At 48.9% G+C, this 15,389-nt stretch carries 14 protein-coding genes and 1 pseudogene; 12 read left to right on the top strand and 3 right to left on the bottom strand.

Annotated features, from left to right (window positions below):
• Positions 1-75 precede the first annotated feature (75 nt).
• Positions 76-885: a GNAT family N-acetyltransferase gene (locus KNQ11_RS07235; RefSeq protein WP_214770832.1), complete on the top strand. Its 810-nt coding sequence runs from the start codon at positions 76-78 to the stop codon at positions 883-885.
• 108 nt (positions 886-993) lie between these two features.
• Here KNQ11_RS07235 and KNQ11_RS07230 read toward each other — a convergent pair whose 3' ends face one another.
• Positions 994-1,965 carry a zinc-binding dehydrogenase gene (locus KNQ11_RS07230; protein WP_214770830.1) on the bottom strand — a complete coding sequence of 324 codons (972 nt, stop codon included), beginning with the start codon at positions 1,963-1,965 and terminating at the stop codon, positions 994-996.
• Positions 1,966-1,967: 2 nt separating this feature from the next.
• On the bottom strand, positions 1,968-2,459 hold the full coding sequence (locus KNQ11_RS07225) for a lactoylglutathione lyase family protein (protein WP_023468778.1): 492 nt from the start codon (positions 2,457-2,459) through the stop codon (positions 1,968-1,970).
• Positions 2,460-2,563: 104 nt separating this feature from the next.
• Here KNQ11_RS07225 and KNQ11_RS16980 point away from each other — a divergent pair.
• From KNQ11_RS16980 to KNQ11_RS07205, 4 genes and pseudogenes are all read left to right on the top strand, one after another.
• Positions 2,564-2,877, top strand: a pseudogene (locus tag KNQ11_RS16980) (winged helix-turn-helix transcriptional regulator).
• Positions 2,878-2,896: 19 nt separating this feature from the next.
• Positions 2,897-3,586, top strand: a complete 690-nt coding sequence (locus KNQ11_RS07215; RefSeq protein ID WP_023468776.1) for a metal-dependent hydrolase — start codon at positions 2,897-2,899, stop codon at positions 3,584-3,586.
• A 229-nt stretch (positions 3,587-3,815) separates the two neighbouring features.
• The gene (locus tag KNQ11_RS07210; RefSeq protein WP_353049816.1) at positions 3,816-4,694 is read left to right on the top strand and encodes a DUF4097 family beta strand repeat-containing protein; all 879 of its coding nucleotides are present in this window, start codon (positions 3,816-3,818) and stop codon (positions 4,692-4,694) included.
• A complete protein-coding gene (locus KNQ11_RS07205; protein WP_050677514.1) occupies positions 4,691-5,602 on the top strand; it encodes an FUSC family protein in 912 nt (303 codons plus the stop codon). The genes KNQ11_RS07210 and KNQ11_RS07205 overlap by 4 nt, the downstream gene beginning before the upstream one ends.
• A 63-nt stretch (positions 5,603-5,665) precedes the next feature.
• Here KNQ11_RS07205 and KNQ11_RS07200 read toward each other — a convergent pair whose 3' ends face one another.
• Positions 5,666-7,357, bottom strand: coding sequence for an Rqc2 family fibronectin-binding protein (locus tag KNQ11_RS07200; RefSeq protein WP_050677513.1), 1,692 nt, complete (start codon positions 7,355-7,357; stop codon positions 5,666-5,668).
• A 168-nt stretch (positions 7,358-7,525) separates the two neighbouring features.
• Here KNQ11_RS07200 and gmk point away from each other — a divergent pair, with 168 nt between their 5' ends.
• The 7 genes from gmk to KNQ11_RS07165 are packed head-to-tail and all read left to right on the top strand — an operon-like array spanning position 7,526 to position 15,389.
• Positions 7,526-8,143: a guanylate kinase gene (gmk, locus tag KNQ11_RS07195; RefSeq protein ID WP_174316772.1), complete on the top strand. Its 618-nt coding sequence runs from the start codon at positions 7,526-7,528 to the stop codon at positions 8,141-8,143.
• Between the two features lies 1 nt (position 8,144).
• Positions 8,145-8,348 carry a DNA-directed RNA polymerase subunit omega gene (rpoZ, locus tag KNQ11_RS07190; protein ID WP_023468770.1) on the top strand — a complete coding sequence of 68 codons (204 nt, stop codon included), beginning with the start codon at positions 8,145-8,147 and terminating at the stop codon, positions 8,346-8,348.
• Positions 8,349-8,404: 56 nt separating this feature from the next.
• Positions 8,405-9,595 (top strand): bifunctional phosphopantothenoylcysteine decarboxylase/phosphopantothenate--cysteine ligase CoaBC, encoded by a 1,191-nt coding sequence (gene coaBC, locus KNQ11_RS07185; protein ID WP_214770827.1) that lies wholly within the window; start codon positions 8,405-8,407, stop codon positions 9,593-9,595.
• Positions 9,592-11,916 carry a primosomal protein N' gene (priA, locus tag KNQ11_RS07180; RefSeq protein ID WP_214770810.1) on the top strand — a complete coding sequence of 775 codons (2,325 nt, stop codon included), beginning with the start codon at positions 9,592-9,594 and terminating at the stop codon, positions 11,914-11,916. The genes coaBC and priA overlap by 4 nt, the downstream gene beginning before the upstream one ends.
• A gap of 9 nt (positions 11,917-11,925) precedes the next feature.
• Entirely contained in the window at positions 11,926-13,308 is a 1,383-nt protein-coding gene (fmt, locus tag KNQ11_RS07175; RefSeq protein ID WP_214770807.1) for a methionyl-tRNA formyltransferase, read from the top strand.
• Positions 13,305-14,636 (top strand): 16S rRNA (cytosine(967)-C(5))-methyltransferase RsmB, encoded by a 1,332-nt coding sequence (rsmB, locus tag KNQ11_RS07170; protein WP_214770804.1) that lies wholly within the window; start codon positions 13,305-13,307, stop codon positions 14,634-14,636. The genes fmt and rsmB overlap by 4 nt, the downstream gene beginning before the upstream one ends.
• Before the next feature lie 18 nt (positions 14,637-14,654).
• A complete protein-coding gene (locus tag KNQ11_RS07165; RefSeq protein WP_029342109.1) occupies positions 14,655-15,389 on the top strand; it encodes a Stp1/IreP family PP2C-type Ser/Thr phosphatase in 735 nt (244 codons plus the stop codon).

Genomic DNA, 15,389 nt, shown 5'->3' with positions numbered 1-15,389 from the left:
ATAGATTCCGTCGGACGACCTACGATTTCTGGTGAATGTTTTGGTACACTAGAAAAATAAAGGAGGTCGTCGACTATGGTGACGCATTATCGTGATTATGAACAGTTCAAAAAGGTCGTCCTCCCGTTTTTGCTTGAACGTCCGGATACCCATCAGTTGATTCTTGGCATATTAGAACGTGGGGATGAACCGCTCTTGATGGCAACGGCACAAGAAGGCGATCATCGTCTCGTCATATTGCAAACGATACCGGAGCAAGCCATCGTCGCAGGTGATGTGTTCTCGCAAGAAGGGATCCGAAAGCTCGCGCGAATTCTGGATAGTCCAGGATGCGTCGGAGAACAGGCCATCTTAGCGCCGCTTTTACTCCCACATTCCATATATGAGGTACATATGGAACAAGGGATGTATGCACTGACAGAGGTCGAGATGCCGCTTGTTCCGGAAAACGTCGTCTTCCGACCGATTTCGGACGATGAAAGACAACAAGCCTTAGCGTTTGCGTCCGGATTTTTACATGAAGTTGAAACGCGACCTTCTGAGCGACAGCTTACGCAACTCCATCAGTCGATGACGCGCCACATCCAGCAAGGAAGCTTGTTCGGACTGTTTCGTGGAGATATGCTTGTCGCGATGGCGGCAGCGACGCGTCCGACGCAAACTGGGATTACGATTTCTTACGTCTATACGCCGAAAGAACTGCGTGGAAATGGGTATGCCTCTTATCTCGTCGCCAAACTATCTGAACATCTACTAAAGTCTTATCCGGTCGTGACGCTCTACACCGATTGGTCGAACCAGACAGCGAATAAGATCTATCAGCATGTCGGTTTCGAGTTAGTCGGGCGATCCTTACATATCAAGAAACAAGAGCGCTATCGATGAATATCGAGCCACTTGTTTCTTGGACATGTCTAAACATTGATATGTACAACAACAGCCGATCATCCTGTTATCTAAGGACGATCGGCTGTTTCATGTCAAACTGAGAAATCAATTGAATTTAGCGATGATTTTACCACGGACATGGCGATCAGATAGACGTTGCAATCCTTTGACGATGTCCGCTGCTGGAATCTCTTCTGTGACGAGTGGATCGAGTTCTTTTGCTGCGACGAGTTTTAATAACTCGCTTGCCATATGACCGAGGTTTCGGATGGCACGGTCATCTTCGCTTGCATAAGCAGCCGCGAGTGCCACTTCATGGATCGAAGGGGAGAGCGTGAACGGCTTGACGACCGACTGATCGGGACCACCGGCGATGAAGGCAAGTTGCCCCGAGAAGGCAAGACGTCCGAGATCCGCTGTTGCTTCATCTCGACCGACCGTATTAAAAATCAAGTCAGCGCCGCGACCGTTCGTCCAATCGCGGATGACATCCGTTACATTTTCTTTTTTGTAGTCGATGGCAAGATCGGCACCGAGTCGCTTGACCCACTCATGATTTTCCGTCGAAGCAGTCGTCGCGACCTTGAGACCCAGGCGTTTTGCGAGTTGAATGCCGATGCCACCAACACCACCTGCACCAGCATGGATAAGGATCGTTTCTTTCCCTGTCGTGTTCATCTTCTGAACGATGGCTTCATAGGCAGTCATTCCTGCGCAAAGAATCGCAGCGGCTTCAGCGAATGAGACGTCTTCCGGAATCAGGGCGAGGGCACGTGTATCGACGAGTGCATATTCAGCAAAAGCGCCATCGCGTTGCAGGTTCGTATGAATCGCTACACGATCGCCGATTTTTACTTCTGCGCCGGGGCCGATTTGTTCGACGACACCAGCTAGATCGACGCCTGGAATATGCGGAAACGTCCAAGCTGGATTGTTAGTCGCCTTATAGTCGACGGGATTCAGCGCGACGGTCTTGACGCGAATCAAGGCTTGACCTTCTCCTGGCGTCGGTGTTTCGACCTCTTCGAATGTCCATTGATCAATGGCTGTACCTGAGTGGTTTAACCATGCTTTCATGTTTAATACGCTCCTTCCGAATACGTGAGTTCATACGAGTGAGAGTAGATTTCGACGAGGTTACCGAATGGATCCTCACAGTAGACCATTCGATACGGCTTGTCTCCCGGATAGTATTCGCGGATTGGCATCCGTTGTTTGCCACCATGGGCAACGATTTTTTCGACGAGTCCTTCGACGTCTGGATCTTGAATCGCATAATGGAAGATGCCTGTTTTCCAGAATTCGAAGTTGTTTTCGGGTTGTTCATTGTTCGGGAACTCGAACAACTCGATTCCGATGCGGTCACCTGTCGCCATGTGAGCAATCCGGAACTTGTTCCACCCTGCACCGAAGACATCCGTACACATGACACCGATGGCAGAATCATCTTCGAGGACATCAGATGGTTCCATGATGATATACCAGCCCATCACCTCTTGATAAAAACGGACGGCTTCGTCGAGATTCGGCACGGAAAGACCGATGTGTGAAAAATTACGTGGATACGTCATGCTTAACACTCCTTTTGCAAAATGATTTACGCATACTCTAACTTACGCTACACTCGATTGCATAGTACGCACTTTGAAGTAACTACTCTGGAGGAGAGAACAACATGTCGACAGAACAATTTCCGGTCAATCGGGCGCTCGCTATCATCGGCGGAAAATGGCGTCCACAATTATATTGCACGTTAGAGAACGGTCCGAAACGTTTTTTAGAGTTACAACGTGCCATTCCCGGGATTTCTGGAAAGTCTTGACCGATCAGTTAAAAGAACTTGAACGACTCGGAATGATCGAGCGGATTGAGTATGATGAAGCCGTCTTACACGTCGAATACAAATTGACAGAGGCGGCATTTACACTGCAACCGGCCATGAAAGGTTTATGCGCGTGGGGGGAAGGGAATCAATTATCCGAATCCTAAACGAGAGGCAGTGACACTCATGAAATTGACTTATCACGGACAATCGACAGTAACAATCGAGACGAACGGGCATCATCTCGTCATCGATCCATTCTTTAGCGGTAACGAAAAAGCGACGACAAATCCAGATGACGTCAAGGCAGATTTTATTTTGTTAACCCATGCCCATGCCGATCATATGCTTGATGCGGAACGTATCGCAAAAGCCACGGGAGCTACAATCATTGCTACTCATGAACTGGCGACGTATCTGAGTTTCAAAGGGCTCAACGTTCATCCGATGAATCTCGGCGGACAGTTTGAATTCCCATTTGGTAAAGTGAAGATGACACAGGCATTCCATTCATCAAGTATCATCGATGAGGAAAAACAGACGATTACGTATATGGGGATGCCGGCTGGATTCTTGCTGACGATCGAAGGCAAAGAAATCTATCATGCAGGTGATACGGCACTGTTCGGGGATTTAGCCCTTTATGGCGCCCATCACGAAATCGATTTAGCCTTCTTACCGATTGGTGATAACTTCACGATGGGTCCGGATGATGCGTTGATCGCTGCAGATATGTTGCAAGCGAAAGCCGTCGTACCAATCCACTACGATACATTTGATTTAATCAAACAAGATGCGAACGCATTCTGTGAAAAGATTGAAGCGCAAGGTCAAACTGGTCATCCACTCGCGATCGGCGAGTCACTCGAATTATAATCCGTTCTTAAGCAAAGGAGAGGAAACGTCAATGTTCCTCTCCTTTTTGTCGATTATTGTTCTGGAATGTCAGTGGTTCATCCGATGACGCTTCCTTCTTCCGCCCGATGGCGAAACGATGAACTTCTTCTATGATAAGAAGGGGGCTGTTGACAGCCGATTCAGATATTCGGAATAATGGTAGACATGAGATGGAGGGGCTGACATGGAAGAGCATAACAGTAGGAGTGTGCGGAAACGAAAACAATCGTCGTTCACACGCTTAAAAAATAAACAAAAACAAAAGATGGATGCACGATTGAACCGGATTGGAGAAAAAGGACCAGTGAAGCGACCGCTTTATTTATACGGTGGTGTCATTCTCGGACTTGTCGTCATCTATTCGATCACATTGCTCGTCTCAACGGAATTGTTATCACGAGGCGAAACATTCAAAACGACGAATCGCTATAAATCTCTCGCCATCGAGGCGCCGCACGCAACGGTACAATTCGTTCGAAGCACAGATGGAAACGTCCAAATCAAGCTCGTCGATAGTGCGTCGAGTGGAAAACGACTGAAAATCAGTACATCGACGAATACGGTGACGGTGACAGGACGAGATGGTTGGCTGTCACGACTTGGCAATCGTCCGAGCGAAAAAACAGCAGACTATACGATTCAAGTGGGACTACCAAGTTATATGAACCGTGTCGATGTCGATGCTGGAACACTTAAAGGAATGGGCATCTACGCAAAAACGATCGAGATGGACGGAGAAGCGATGAGTCTCGATAAAGTAAAAGGTGATGAGATTACACTGAATGCTACACGTGCGATTTCCGTCAAGGAAATGGATGCCGTCCATGCGCAGGTGACAGGCGAGAGTGTCTCGCTGGCAGACTATATGGCGAAGTTGAGTCTTGACGTCACAACGATTGACGGCGCGACGAAGCTAAAACCAAATAAAGCAGCCGGTACGATCACGATTGATACGGGAGGCGATATTAAAGCCTCTGACCGATATACGAAACAAAAGAATAAGGATGAGACGATTTATGAACTGTCGAAACAAGAAAAACCGGAAGTGACAGTCAATAGTGAAGTCGGGCAGGTGACGCTCGAGTGAAATTAAAGTTTCGGATTGGACTTCGGACGATCAAGACCGGCATCGCGGTAGCTCTTGCACTCAGCATCTCTTGGTATGTATTTGATATTTATTCAGGAATGGGGGCTGTCGCAGCCATCGTTGCGATGCAACCGACGATCCATCGTTCATTTAAAATCGTCTTCAATCGGATTTTCGGAACGGTACTCGGACTGATGTGTGGACTCGCGATCGTTGCGACGCTTGGCGCCAATCCACTGACGATCGGACTCGCCGTCGTCGTCTCGCTCGTTCTCAATTCGATGATTGGACGAACGGATATGTCGACATTCGCTGCTTTTGCGATCGTCTTGATGTTCGAGAGCCCGACCGCTGACTACGTCCACTATGCCTTATCACGGTCGTTGTTGACTGTCGTTGGGGTATTATCTGCCGTCCTCGTCAATTACATCGTCTTCCCGCCACACTATGAGGATCGTTTACTCTTACTCGTCAAAAAAACGACGCAACAGTTGATGGAAGATTGGCGAAGCCTTGTGCAAGATGATGGACGCTTGCTTGCCGTCCGTAAACAAATCCTCAAACATGAGGAAATGATGTTGATGCTTCAAGAGGATCAAAAATATCCATTAGTGGCGAGCGGTCAAAGTGAAGCGTTCATTCGACTGAAGGAGCTTGTCGATCTTGAAGACAAGTTGCTCGTCTTGCTTGAAAGCATTGCCAGTCATCGGGATATCCCGATGACAGAAGAACAGGAAAAGACGCTCGGTCAGGAAATTGATTTCTTACTCAGCCATCATTACGATGTCATCTTCTCTCACGAACGAAAACAGGCGATGTTCTCATTCGATCAAGAATTAAGCGAGGCGAAGGATATCATCCATGGGCATTTACTCGATTACCGGGAACAGTTAGAAAAAATGAAGTGAAGATGAAAAAGCGCTGTTTCTCCTAAGTGACATTTAGGAAAAACAGCGCTTTTTTGTGTAGCATCATTGACGTAAGGATTGGACGACATCTGGATCAGGTGTGACGTAAAGAGTCGTTTGATCCGTGTAGATGACGAATCCGGGCTTTGCACCACTCGGTTTTTTGACATAACGTAGTTCCGTGAAGTCGACCGGAACTTGGCTCGACTCACGTGCTTTCGAGAAATAAGCCGCGACGATCGCTGCTTCCTTCAACGTCGTCTCGTCCGGTGCATCACTTTGAATGATGACGTGTGATCCCGGGATATCCTTCGTGTGTAACCACGTATCGGACCTGCGTCCGAACTTGAACGTCGCGTAATCATTTTGTTTATTGTTCTTTCCGACGAAGAATGGAAGACCAGTCGAAGAACGGTATTCTTCGAGTTGTGGGAGCTGCGGTTTCTTTTTCTTCTTTTGTCGTTCGCGCAGATAACCTTCTTCGACGAGTTCCTCGCGCATTTCCCGGATGTCTTCCGGGGATGCGACATCGAGTTGCGCAAGTAAGCCTTCGAAGTACGCAATCTCAGCTTGGTTCTTCTCGAGCTGACGCGCGACTTCGACTTTGGCGGTTTTTAATTTGTTATACCGTTTGTAATAACGTTGCGCGTTCTCATTCGGCGAGAAACGAGGATCAAGCGTGATCGTGATCTCAGCACCATCTGGATCATAGTAATCGACGACGGTCGCTTCCTTCATCCCGCGTTCGAGCTGATAAAGATAGGTCGTCAGCAGTTCCCCTTTATGTTTCCATTCATCCATCCGTAACGTCGCTTCTAAATCTTTTTCGAGTTTTGAGCGCTTTAAGATATTCTTATCGTACTCGCTCTTGATGAACCGTTCGAGATCGGCTGCTTGTTGTTTGACGCGATCGCGGTTTGCTTTTTGATGGAAGAAGGCGTCGAGGACTTGACCACTCGTCTCGAACGTCTTCTCGTCGATGATGGATCCTTCCGTTAGCCGGACCGGTGCGAAGCGTTCCTTACCACCTTCCATCCGTTGTAAGACATAAGGACCATCGAGTTCCTTCAGGACATCTTGAAAGGCAGATGCAAGATTCGTCCGGTTGGCAAGACCTGCCCGTGTGACGACTTCCTTTGCAATTTGTGGAGACAGACCACTGAATAGACCAAGTAACTGTCGATCGAGTTTACCGGCGTTCCAGTCAATCCGGTGGAGTGTCTTTTCGATATCTCCCGTGAGCGGATCCACTTTATCCTGTGCCGGCGGAAGCTGGTATGTCATCCCTGGCATGATCGTCCGGAAGGTATTTTGACTGAGTGGCAAGTGTTTGATCGCATCGAGGATCTTATCTTGTCCATCGGTCAAAATGATGTTCGAGTGACGTCCCATCAACTCGACATAGATTTTTTTCGCTTCCTCATCACCGAGTTCGTTCCGAGACCGGACGCGTAAGACGATGATTCGGTCACGTTCGAGTTGTTCAATTGATTCGATGAACCCACCTTCGACATGTTTGCGGAGCATCATACAGAAGAGTGGGGGTTCACTCGGGTTGCTGACCGCTTCCGACGTAATGTGCATCCGTGCATACATGGCATTCGCAGAGGCGAGCAATAATACGTTTTTTCGCTCGGCCCGGACCTGGAATACTAAATCCAATGTGTACGGTTGGTATACCTTATTGATCCGTCCTCCGACGAGCGGTTGGAGTTCTTCGACGACACGTGTCGTCATCAATCCGTCAAAAGCCATACGATTACCTTCTTTCTTGATTTCGTTCTCACTTTCTAAAGGTAACAGAAATGGCATCGTTATGGTATGATAAAGCAGTCGAGCTAAAAAAGATGACTTGCGAACTTCCCGTCTCTACTGCTAATATGAAACAATGTGAAGTTTGTGAGATGGAGGGGTTTTGAAGTGATTTTCAAAGAGCGTGGCTTATTACTCGTATTATCTGGTCCAAGTGGTGTCGGAAAGGGAACGGTCTGTCGTGCCTTGCGCGAAGATCAGGATAATGATCTGCATTACTCGGTATCCTGTACGACGCGCCAACCGCGCGAAGGAGAAGTAGATGGTGTTCACTATTTCTTTAAATCGCGTGAAGAATTCGAAGAGATGATTGCGAACAATCAACTCTTGGAATATGCTGAATTCGTAGGGAATTATTATGGAACACCTGTCGAATGGGTGAACCAGATCCTAGATGAAGGAAAAGACGTCATTCTCGAAATCGAAGTTCAAGGGGCCATGCAGGTCAAAGAACATTTTCCGGAAGCTGTCTTCTTATTCCTTGCACCTCCAAGCCTCCAAGAATTACGGAACCGCCTCGTAGGGCGTGGAACGGAATCTGAGGAAGTCATCAAGCAACGTCTTCTCGTCGCTAAAGAAGAGATTGAGATGATGGATGCGTATGACTATGTCGTGACGAACGACGAAATTCATAAAGCCTGTGATCGAATTCAAGCAATCGTCACAGCAGAACATTGCAGTCGGGAACGTGTCGCGTCCCTATATAAAAAAGCCATGGAGGTTAAGTGATATGTTATATCCATCAGTTGATAAGCTTCAAAAGAAAGTGCCATCGAAATATACGATCGTTACAGTTGCCGCTAAGCGTGCGCGTCAAATCCAAGACGGGAAACGCGTGAGAGTCACGAACCCAAAATCGCATAAACCGGTCGGGAAAGCTTTAGAAGAGCTTTATTTCGAAGAAGTATCCGTCACGAACCAACCGCAAGACTAATTTTGAAGCAGCCACTTGTCATCGTGGCTGTTTTTTTCAATAAGGAGGACACCTACATGTTAACCAACCGAAACATTCTACTGTGTGTCGGCGGTGGAATCGCTTCCTATAAATCAGCAGCACTCGCTTCCAAACTCGTTCAAGCAGGCGCACACGTTCAAGTCGCGATGACGCGTAATGCGCAACAATTCGTCGGTAAAACGACGTTTGAAGCACTGACGCGAAAAGCGGTCTATGACAATGTCTTCATCGAGCATGATCCGTCAAAAATCGCCCATATCGATTTAGCGGACGAAGCGGACTTAATCGTCGTCGCACCAGCGACCGCGAACTTGATTGCAAAACTCGCGCACGGGATCGCAGATGACTTCATTACGACGACGATCCTTGCAGCAACGTGTCCCGTCATCGTCGCACCGGCGATGAATGTCAACATGCTCGAACATCCGGCGACAGTTCGAAATATCGAACAACTCAAGCAGGACGGTGTCCAGGTGATTGCACCGGGAGTCGGAAATCTCGCATGTGGTTGGGTCGGGAAAGGTCGTTTACCCGAACCGGAAGACTTAGTCGCAACACTCTCAACCTTCTTTGAAGATAAGTATCTAGCCGGGCGAAAAGTCTTGATCAGTGCAGGTCCGACCGTTGAACGGATTGATCCGGTCCGTTACTTGACGAATGACTCTTCAGGAAAGACAGGCATTGCACTTGCGGAAGCAGCAAGAGACGCAGGAGCAGATGTCACGCTCGTACACGGGCCCCTTCGGATCGGACTACCGGCTGGCGTCGAAACGATTGCCGTCGAGTCGGGAGAAGAGATGCTCGAAGCCATGTTACGTGACTATGAGACGCAAGACATCGTCATCATGTCCGCTGCCGTAGCTGACTATCGACCGTCTGTCCAGTATGATCAGAAGCAGAAGAAAATTCACGGACCATTGCGGATTGAACTCGAGGAGACGACGGATATTCTGAAGACGCTCGGTGAGCAGAAAGAACATCAGGTATTAGTTGGATTTGCAGCGGAGACGACGGACGTCGAGACGTTCGCGAAACAGAAACTCGTCCGAAAGAAGGCGGATTTCATCGTCGCGAATGATGTCTCTCGTTCTGACATCGGATTTGTCAGCGATGAAAATGAGGTCGTCGTTTTTGGGAAGAATGATTCCGTCACGCGATACGATCAACAATTGAAATCGACGCTCGCCAAATTGCTCATGCGCCAATTTGCGGAGGCATTGGCATGATAGCTGAAGTCATCGTCGATGTCGCAGCGGCCACCGTCGATCGTCCTTTTGATTATGCCGTGCCGGAACTCTGGCAGGAGCTGATTGTTCCCGGAATGCGCGTAGAGGTTCCGTTCGGTCCACGTGCGTTGCTTGGGATCGTCGTCGGAACGAAAGCAACCTCTGATTTGACGAACGTCAAATCGATCGTTCGTGTCTTAGATGAGACGCCGACCTATACGCAGGAATTACTCGAGCTGTCGGCTTATCTATCAGAAACGACCTTGTGTTTTCAGGCGACGGCACTGCTTGCGATGCTGCCGGCTGCCTTAAAGGTGAGTTATGATAAACTGGTCATAGTCGAGTCGGGCCCACTTCGGGCATATCATGGTAAGAAAATGAGTCAATTACCAACGGAAGTCCAACAAATCATCTTAACAGCGGCGAAACAAGCTGACGTGACGCTTCAACCGGTCATTCGCGAGAAAAAGACGTCTAAGACGGATAAACGTATTCGTCTCCTAGAGGAACAGGCAACTTTTACGAAACAAGCGAGCCAACAAGCGGCACTTTACTCGTATATCCAAGAATTTCCGAATGCGCTTTGGAGTGAAATCAAGCAGGCGACGGGCGCAACGAGCGCGACGTTGAACGCCCTCGAGAAAAAAAGCATCATTGAAGTCGAGACGATTGATGTACGGCGAAATCCTTACGAACATCTCGTCCAAGACATCTTTGTGCCGTCCTCTTTGACGGAAAAGCAACAGGAAGCAGTCTCTTCGATTACGGCTGAAGCTGAGACCGGAACGTTTTTGTTACATGGCGTAACAGGAAGCGGTAAGACGGAAGTCTATCTTGAATCGATTCATGCACAACTCGAACGCGGTAGACAAGCGATTTTGCTCGTCCCTGAAATCAGTCTGACACCGATGATGGTCAAACGGTTCAAACGTCGTTTCGGAGAACGGGTCGCTGTCCTGCATAGCGGTCTATCGCTCGGAGAAAAGTATGATGAGTGGCGCAAAATCGCTCAAGGCGAGGTCGATGTCGTCGTCGGTGCACGGTCCGCCGTGTTTGCGCCGCTGACGAATATCGGAATCATCATTCTCGATGAAGAACATGAAACAACCTATAAACAAGAAGAGAATCCGCGCTATCATACGCGTGATGTTGCAAAATGGCGAGCGGCCTATCATCGTTGTCCCGTCGTGCTCGGAAGTGCAACTCCATTACTTGAGACGTATGCGCGGGCACAAAAAGGGGTCTATCGTTACTTACCGCTTCGCGAACGATTCGGTGGGGAACTGCCTCCGGTCGACATCGTTGATATGCGTAAAGAACTTGAACGGGGCAATCGTACTCCGTTCAGCCTCGCGCTCGTCGAAGGCATCAAAGAACGAATCGAGCGTGGGGAACAGACGGTATTACTTTTGAACCGTCGTGGGTACACGACATTCGTCTTATGTCGGGATTGCGGGGAGACGCTTCAATGTCCGCATTGTGCCGTCAATTTAACGTATCATCAACATGAAGATCGCTTGAAGTGCCACTATTGTGGATTCGAGGCGGCGATGCCGAAAACTTGTCCGTCCTGTGAATCGACGAAGATTCGTCAGTTCGGAACGGGGACGCAAAAGATCGAGGAAGAGTTGGCGCATTTGATTCCGGAAGCACGGATTATTCGGATGGATCAAGATACGACGTCTCGTAAAGGCGCACACGAGAAGTTACTCGATGCCTTCGAGCGTAAGGAAGGGAACATTCTTCTCGGAACACAGATGATTGCAAAAGGTCTCGACTTTCCAAATGTCACGCTCGTAGGGGTGCTCGCTGCTGATGCGACGCTCGGTATTCCGGATTTTCGGGCAAGTGAGCGAACGTTCCAGTTGATCACGCAAGTGTCGGGGCGTGCCGGGCGGGGGCAACTCGCCGGACAGTCGATCATCCAGACCTATAATCCTGAGCACTACGTCATTCAGACGGCGAAACAGCATGATTACGAAACGTTCTATAAGCGGGAGATGCAGTTGCGCAAACTCGGGGGACACCCTCCATTCTGGTTCCTTGGCTTGATCACGGTCTCAGCGACACATCCACTCGAAGCACAAGCAGAAGCGCAACAGATTGCTTCCGAGCTGCGGGCTTTCGAATCGGAGGATTTAGTCGTCAATGGACCGTTCGATGCGCCACTTGCTCGACTGAAGAATATGTACCGACAACAGGTCTTAATTAAACATAAAGGGCAGGAAGATGTCCGGACACATCTCCGTGATATCTTAGCCCGTCGTCAAAAATCAAAAACACAAGTCGCGATCGACTTGAATCCATTTGTATTCATGTGAGGTGTCTGTATGTATAAAGTAGTAGAAGTACCAAATGATGTATTACGACAGGTATGTGAACCTGTCACGAAGTTCGATAAAAAACTCGGTAAGATGATCGACCGGATGTTCGATACGATGTACGAATATGATGGTGTCGGCTTAGCGGCACCGCAAATCAATCAACCGATCCGTGTAGCTGTCGTCCATACGGATGATGAGACAGGACCGATCGAGCTGATCAATCCGGAAATCATCGAAGCCGATGGTTCACAAATCGATGACGAAGGATGCCTCAGCATGCCAGGCATTTTCGGACCGGTCGAACGGTTCGACCGCATCGTCGTCAAGTCGCAAGATCGTCTCGGGCGGACGGTCAAAATCAAGGCAAACGCCTTTTTTGCACGTGCCATCCAGCACGAGATGGATCATTTAGACGGTGTCCTGTTCACAGATAAACTTGTCGAGCAAGAAAAACCGCGCGTCGTCTTCATGGGGACACCTGAGTTTGCGGCAGGGACACTGCGTGAAGTGATCGATGCTGGGTATGACGTCGTCGGTGTCGTATCGCAACCAGATAAGCCGGTCGGACGAAAACGGGAAGTCAAACCGACACCTGTGAAACTCGTCGCGATGGAACACGATATTCCTGTGTTGCAACCGAAACGGATTCGTGAAGACTATCAGGACGTCCTTGATTTAAAACCAGATCTCATTATCACGGCAGCTTACGGTCAGATTGTACCGACAGCTATTTTGGAAGCACCACGCTTTGGGGCGATCAACGTCCATGCGTCACTCCTACCGAAATATCGTGGCGGTGCACCGATTCATCAAGCAATCATCGATGGAGAAAAAGAGACAGGCGTGACGATCATGTATATGGTCGATCGACTTGACGCGGGTGATATGTTGTCAAAAATCATTGTTCCGATCGAAGAGAACGATACAGTCGGAACGATGTTTGAAAAGTTAGCGGACGCAGGAGCGCGACTATTGCTTGAGACCTTACCGCGTCTGTTCGCAGGTGAATTGACACCGGAAGCGCAAGATGAGGCAGAAGCGACGTTTGCGCCGAATATCTCACGCGAGCGGGAACGACTTGATTTTACGTTACCGGGTGAGACACTCTATGATCAAATCCGAGGAATGAATCCTTTCCCAAGTACGTATACGATGCTTGGTGATGACCGATTGAAAGTCTTTTTCGCGACGAAAGTCAAAGGAACGGGACGACCAGGCGAAATCATCGCTTTAGAAGCGGATGGTCCCGTCATCGCGACAGGTTCGGAGACAGCGTTGAAGCTGATCGACTTACAGCCGTCCGGAAAAAAACGGATGGACGGTGCTACGTTCATGCGCGGGATCGGTCAATCGCTTGAACTCGGACAACAAGTAGGTGAGAACGCATGAATGTACGTGACGCAGCAGTAACGACACTGATGAAAATTGGTCAAGGTGGTGCCTTCTCGACAATCACCGTCCACCAGATGCTTGAAAAGCGTGCTATCTCAGCAACAGATGTCGGCTTGTTCACGGAACTCGTCTACGGGACGCTCAGTCGTGAATTGACACTGGATTATATTTTGGAGCCGTATCTAGCGAAACAGAAAAAACTTGATCCGTTCATGCGTCCGTTGTTACGGATGAGTGTGTATCAATTGTTTTATCTTGATCGTGTACCGGATCATGCCGTCATCCATGAAGCTGTCGAGATTGCCAAAAAACGTGGAAAAGTCCACGTCTCGAAAGTCGTCAACGGAGTGCTCCGGAATGTATTACGGGCGGGAATGCCTCATTTCGCTGAGATCGAGCCAGTTGCAAAACGAATCAGCATCGAAACGAGTCACCCGCAGTGGCTCGTCGAACGCTGGATTGAACTGTTTGGTCCAGAAGAAACACTTCAAATCTGTCAATTGAATAACACACCTGCACCGGTCACGGTTCGCATCAATCGGACGAAGACGACGCGAGAGGAAGCGATCGAGCTTCTACTCGACCAAGGTGTGACGGCAAAACCATCTACGGTCGCGCCAGACGGTCTCGAAATCGAACGAGGAAGCGTTCAAAAAACGGATCTGATTGACCGTGGGTATCTTTCTCTGCAGGATGAGAGCTCAATGCTCGTCGCCCGTGCACTCGGTGCAGAAACATCTGATCATGTACTTGACAGCTGTGCCGCACCTGGTGGGAAAGCGATGCATATTGCTGAAGGTTTGACGACGGGAACACTACAGGCACTTGATCTTCATCCACATAAGATTAAATTGGTTGAACAGCAAGCGACACGATTAGGTCTTACGACTGTTCAAGCAGAAGCGTTAGATGCTCGTAAAGCAGGAGACCGCTTTGAAGTAGAATCGTTTGATCGGATTCTTGTCGACGCACCTTGTTCAGGACTCGGTGTCATTCGAAGAAAACCAGATATCAAATGGACGAAACGCCCGGAACAACTCGAGCAACTCCCGAAAATTCAACGAGATATTCTGACATCTGTCTTACCACTCGTTAAAAAGGGTGGAACCTTTGTCTATTCGACTTGTACGATTGATCCGATCGAGAACGAGGATCAGACAGCGTTCATTCTCGATCAAGGATTTGAATTTGATACATCCTTCGCGGCACGGATGCCGGAATCCGTGCGACATCTGATCGGGGATCGAGCAGAACTCAAGTTGTTACCGACGACAGTCGGAACGGACGGCTTCTATATTGCCGCGTTTAAAAAACGAGAAGATTGACACGAACGGAGGACTGTCATGGAGCTAGCTCACCTTTCGACTACTGGGAAAGTCAGGACTAAAAATGAGGATACGGTATTACTCGTCGGGAACGCTGAACGTGGTCTTGCCGTCGTTGCGGACGGTATGGGAGGTCATGCTGCTGGCGATATCGCAAGTGCGATCGTTCGCGAGGTATTTGAAGCATCCTTTTCACTCATGCCAAATCGTCCGATGGAATTGTCTGAATGGATAGAACAACGTGTAGCCGAGGCAAATGCCCGGATTCTTCAGTTTTCAAAAGAAGAGCAACTTGCAATCGTCGGAACGACCATTGCCTGCGTATGCTGGGTCGAAGATTTGCTCGTCATCGGTCATGTTGGAGATAGTAGGGTCTATGCCCTTGAAGGTACGGCGTTAAAACAATTGACGGATGATCATTCTTACGTCAACATGTTACGACAAATGGGGGAACTTTCGGATGAGGAAGTCGAAAATCATCCTCGTAAGAATGTCATCACACGGTCGGTCGGCTCGAACGAAACGGTCGAAGTCGACATTCAAGTCAGAGATGCTCCAGACTATGACCTCGTCCTCGTCTGTAGTGACGGGTTGACCGATGAAGTGCCAGATGATGTCATCGAACAGATCATCTTACAGGATGAGCCGCTTGATGAGATCGTCGGACGATTGGTGAAAGAAGCGAATGCTCGAGGAGGCGCGGATAATATTACGATTGCCGCCATCCGGTTCAAAGAAAGAAAGAGGGTCTGA

Origin of the sequence: Exiguobacterium sp. s39, from assembly GCF_018618925.1 — a bacterium.
Lineage (GTDB): Bacteria > Bacillota > Bacilli > Exiguobacteriales > Exiguobacteriaceae > Exiguobacterium_A > Exiguobacterium_A abrahamii.
The sequence above is the reverse complement of the archived record's forward strand: the minus strand, read 5'-3'. Positions and strand labels throughout refer to the sequence as shown.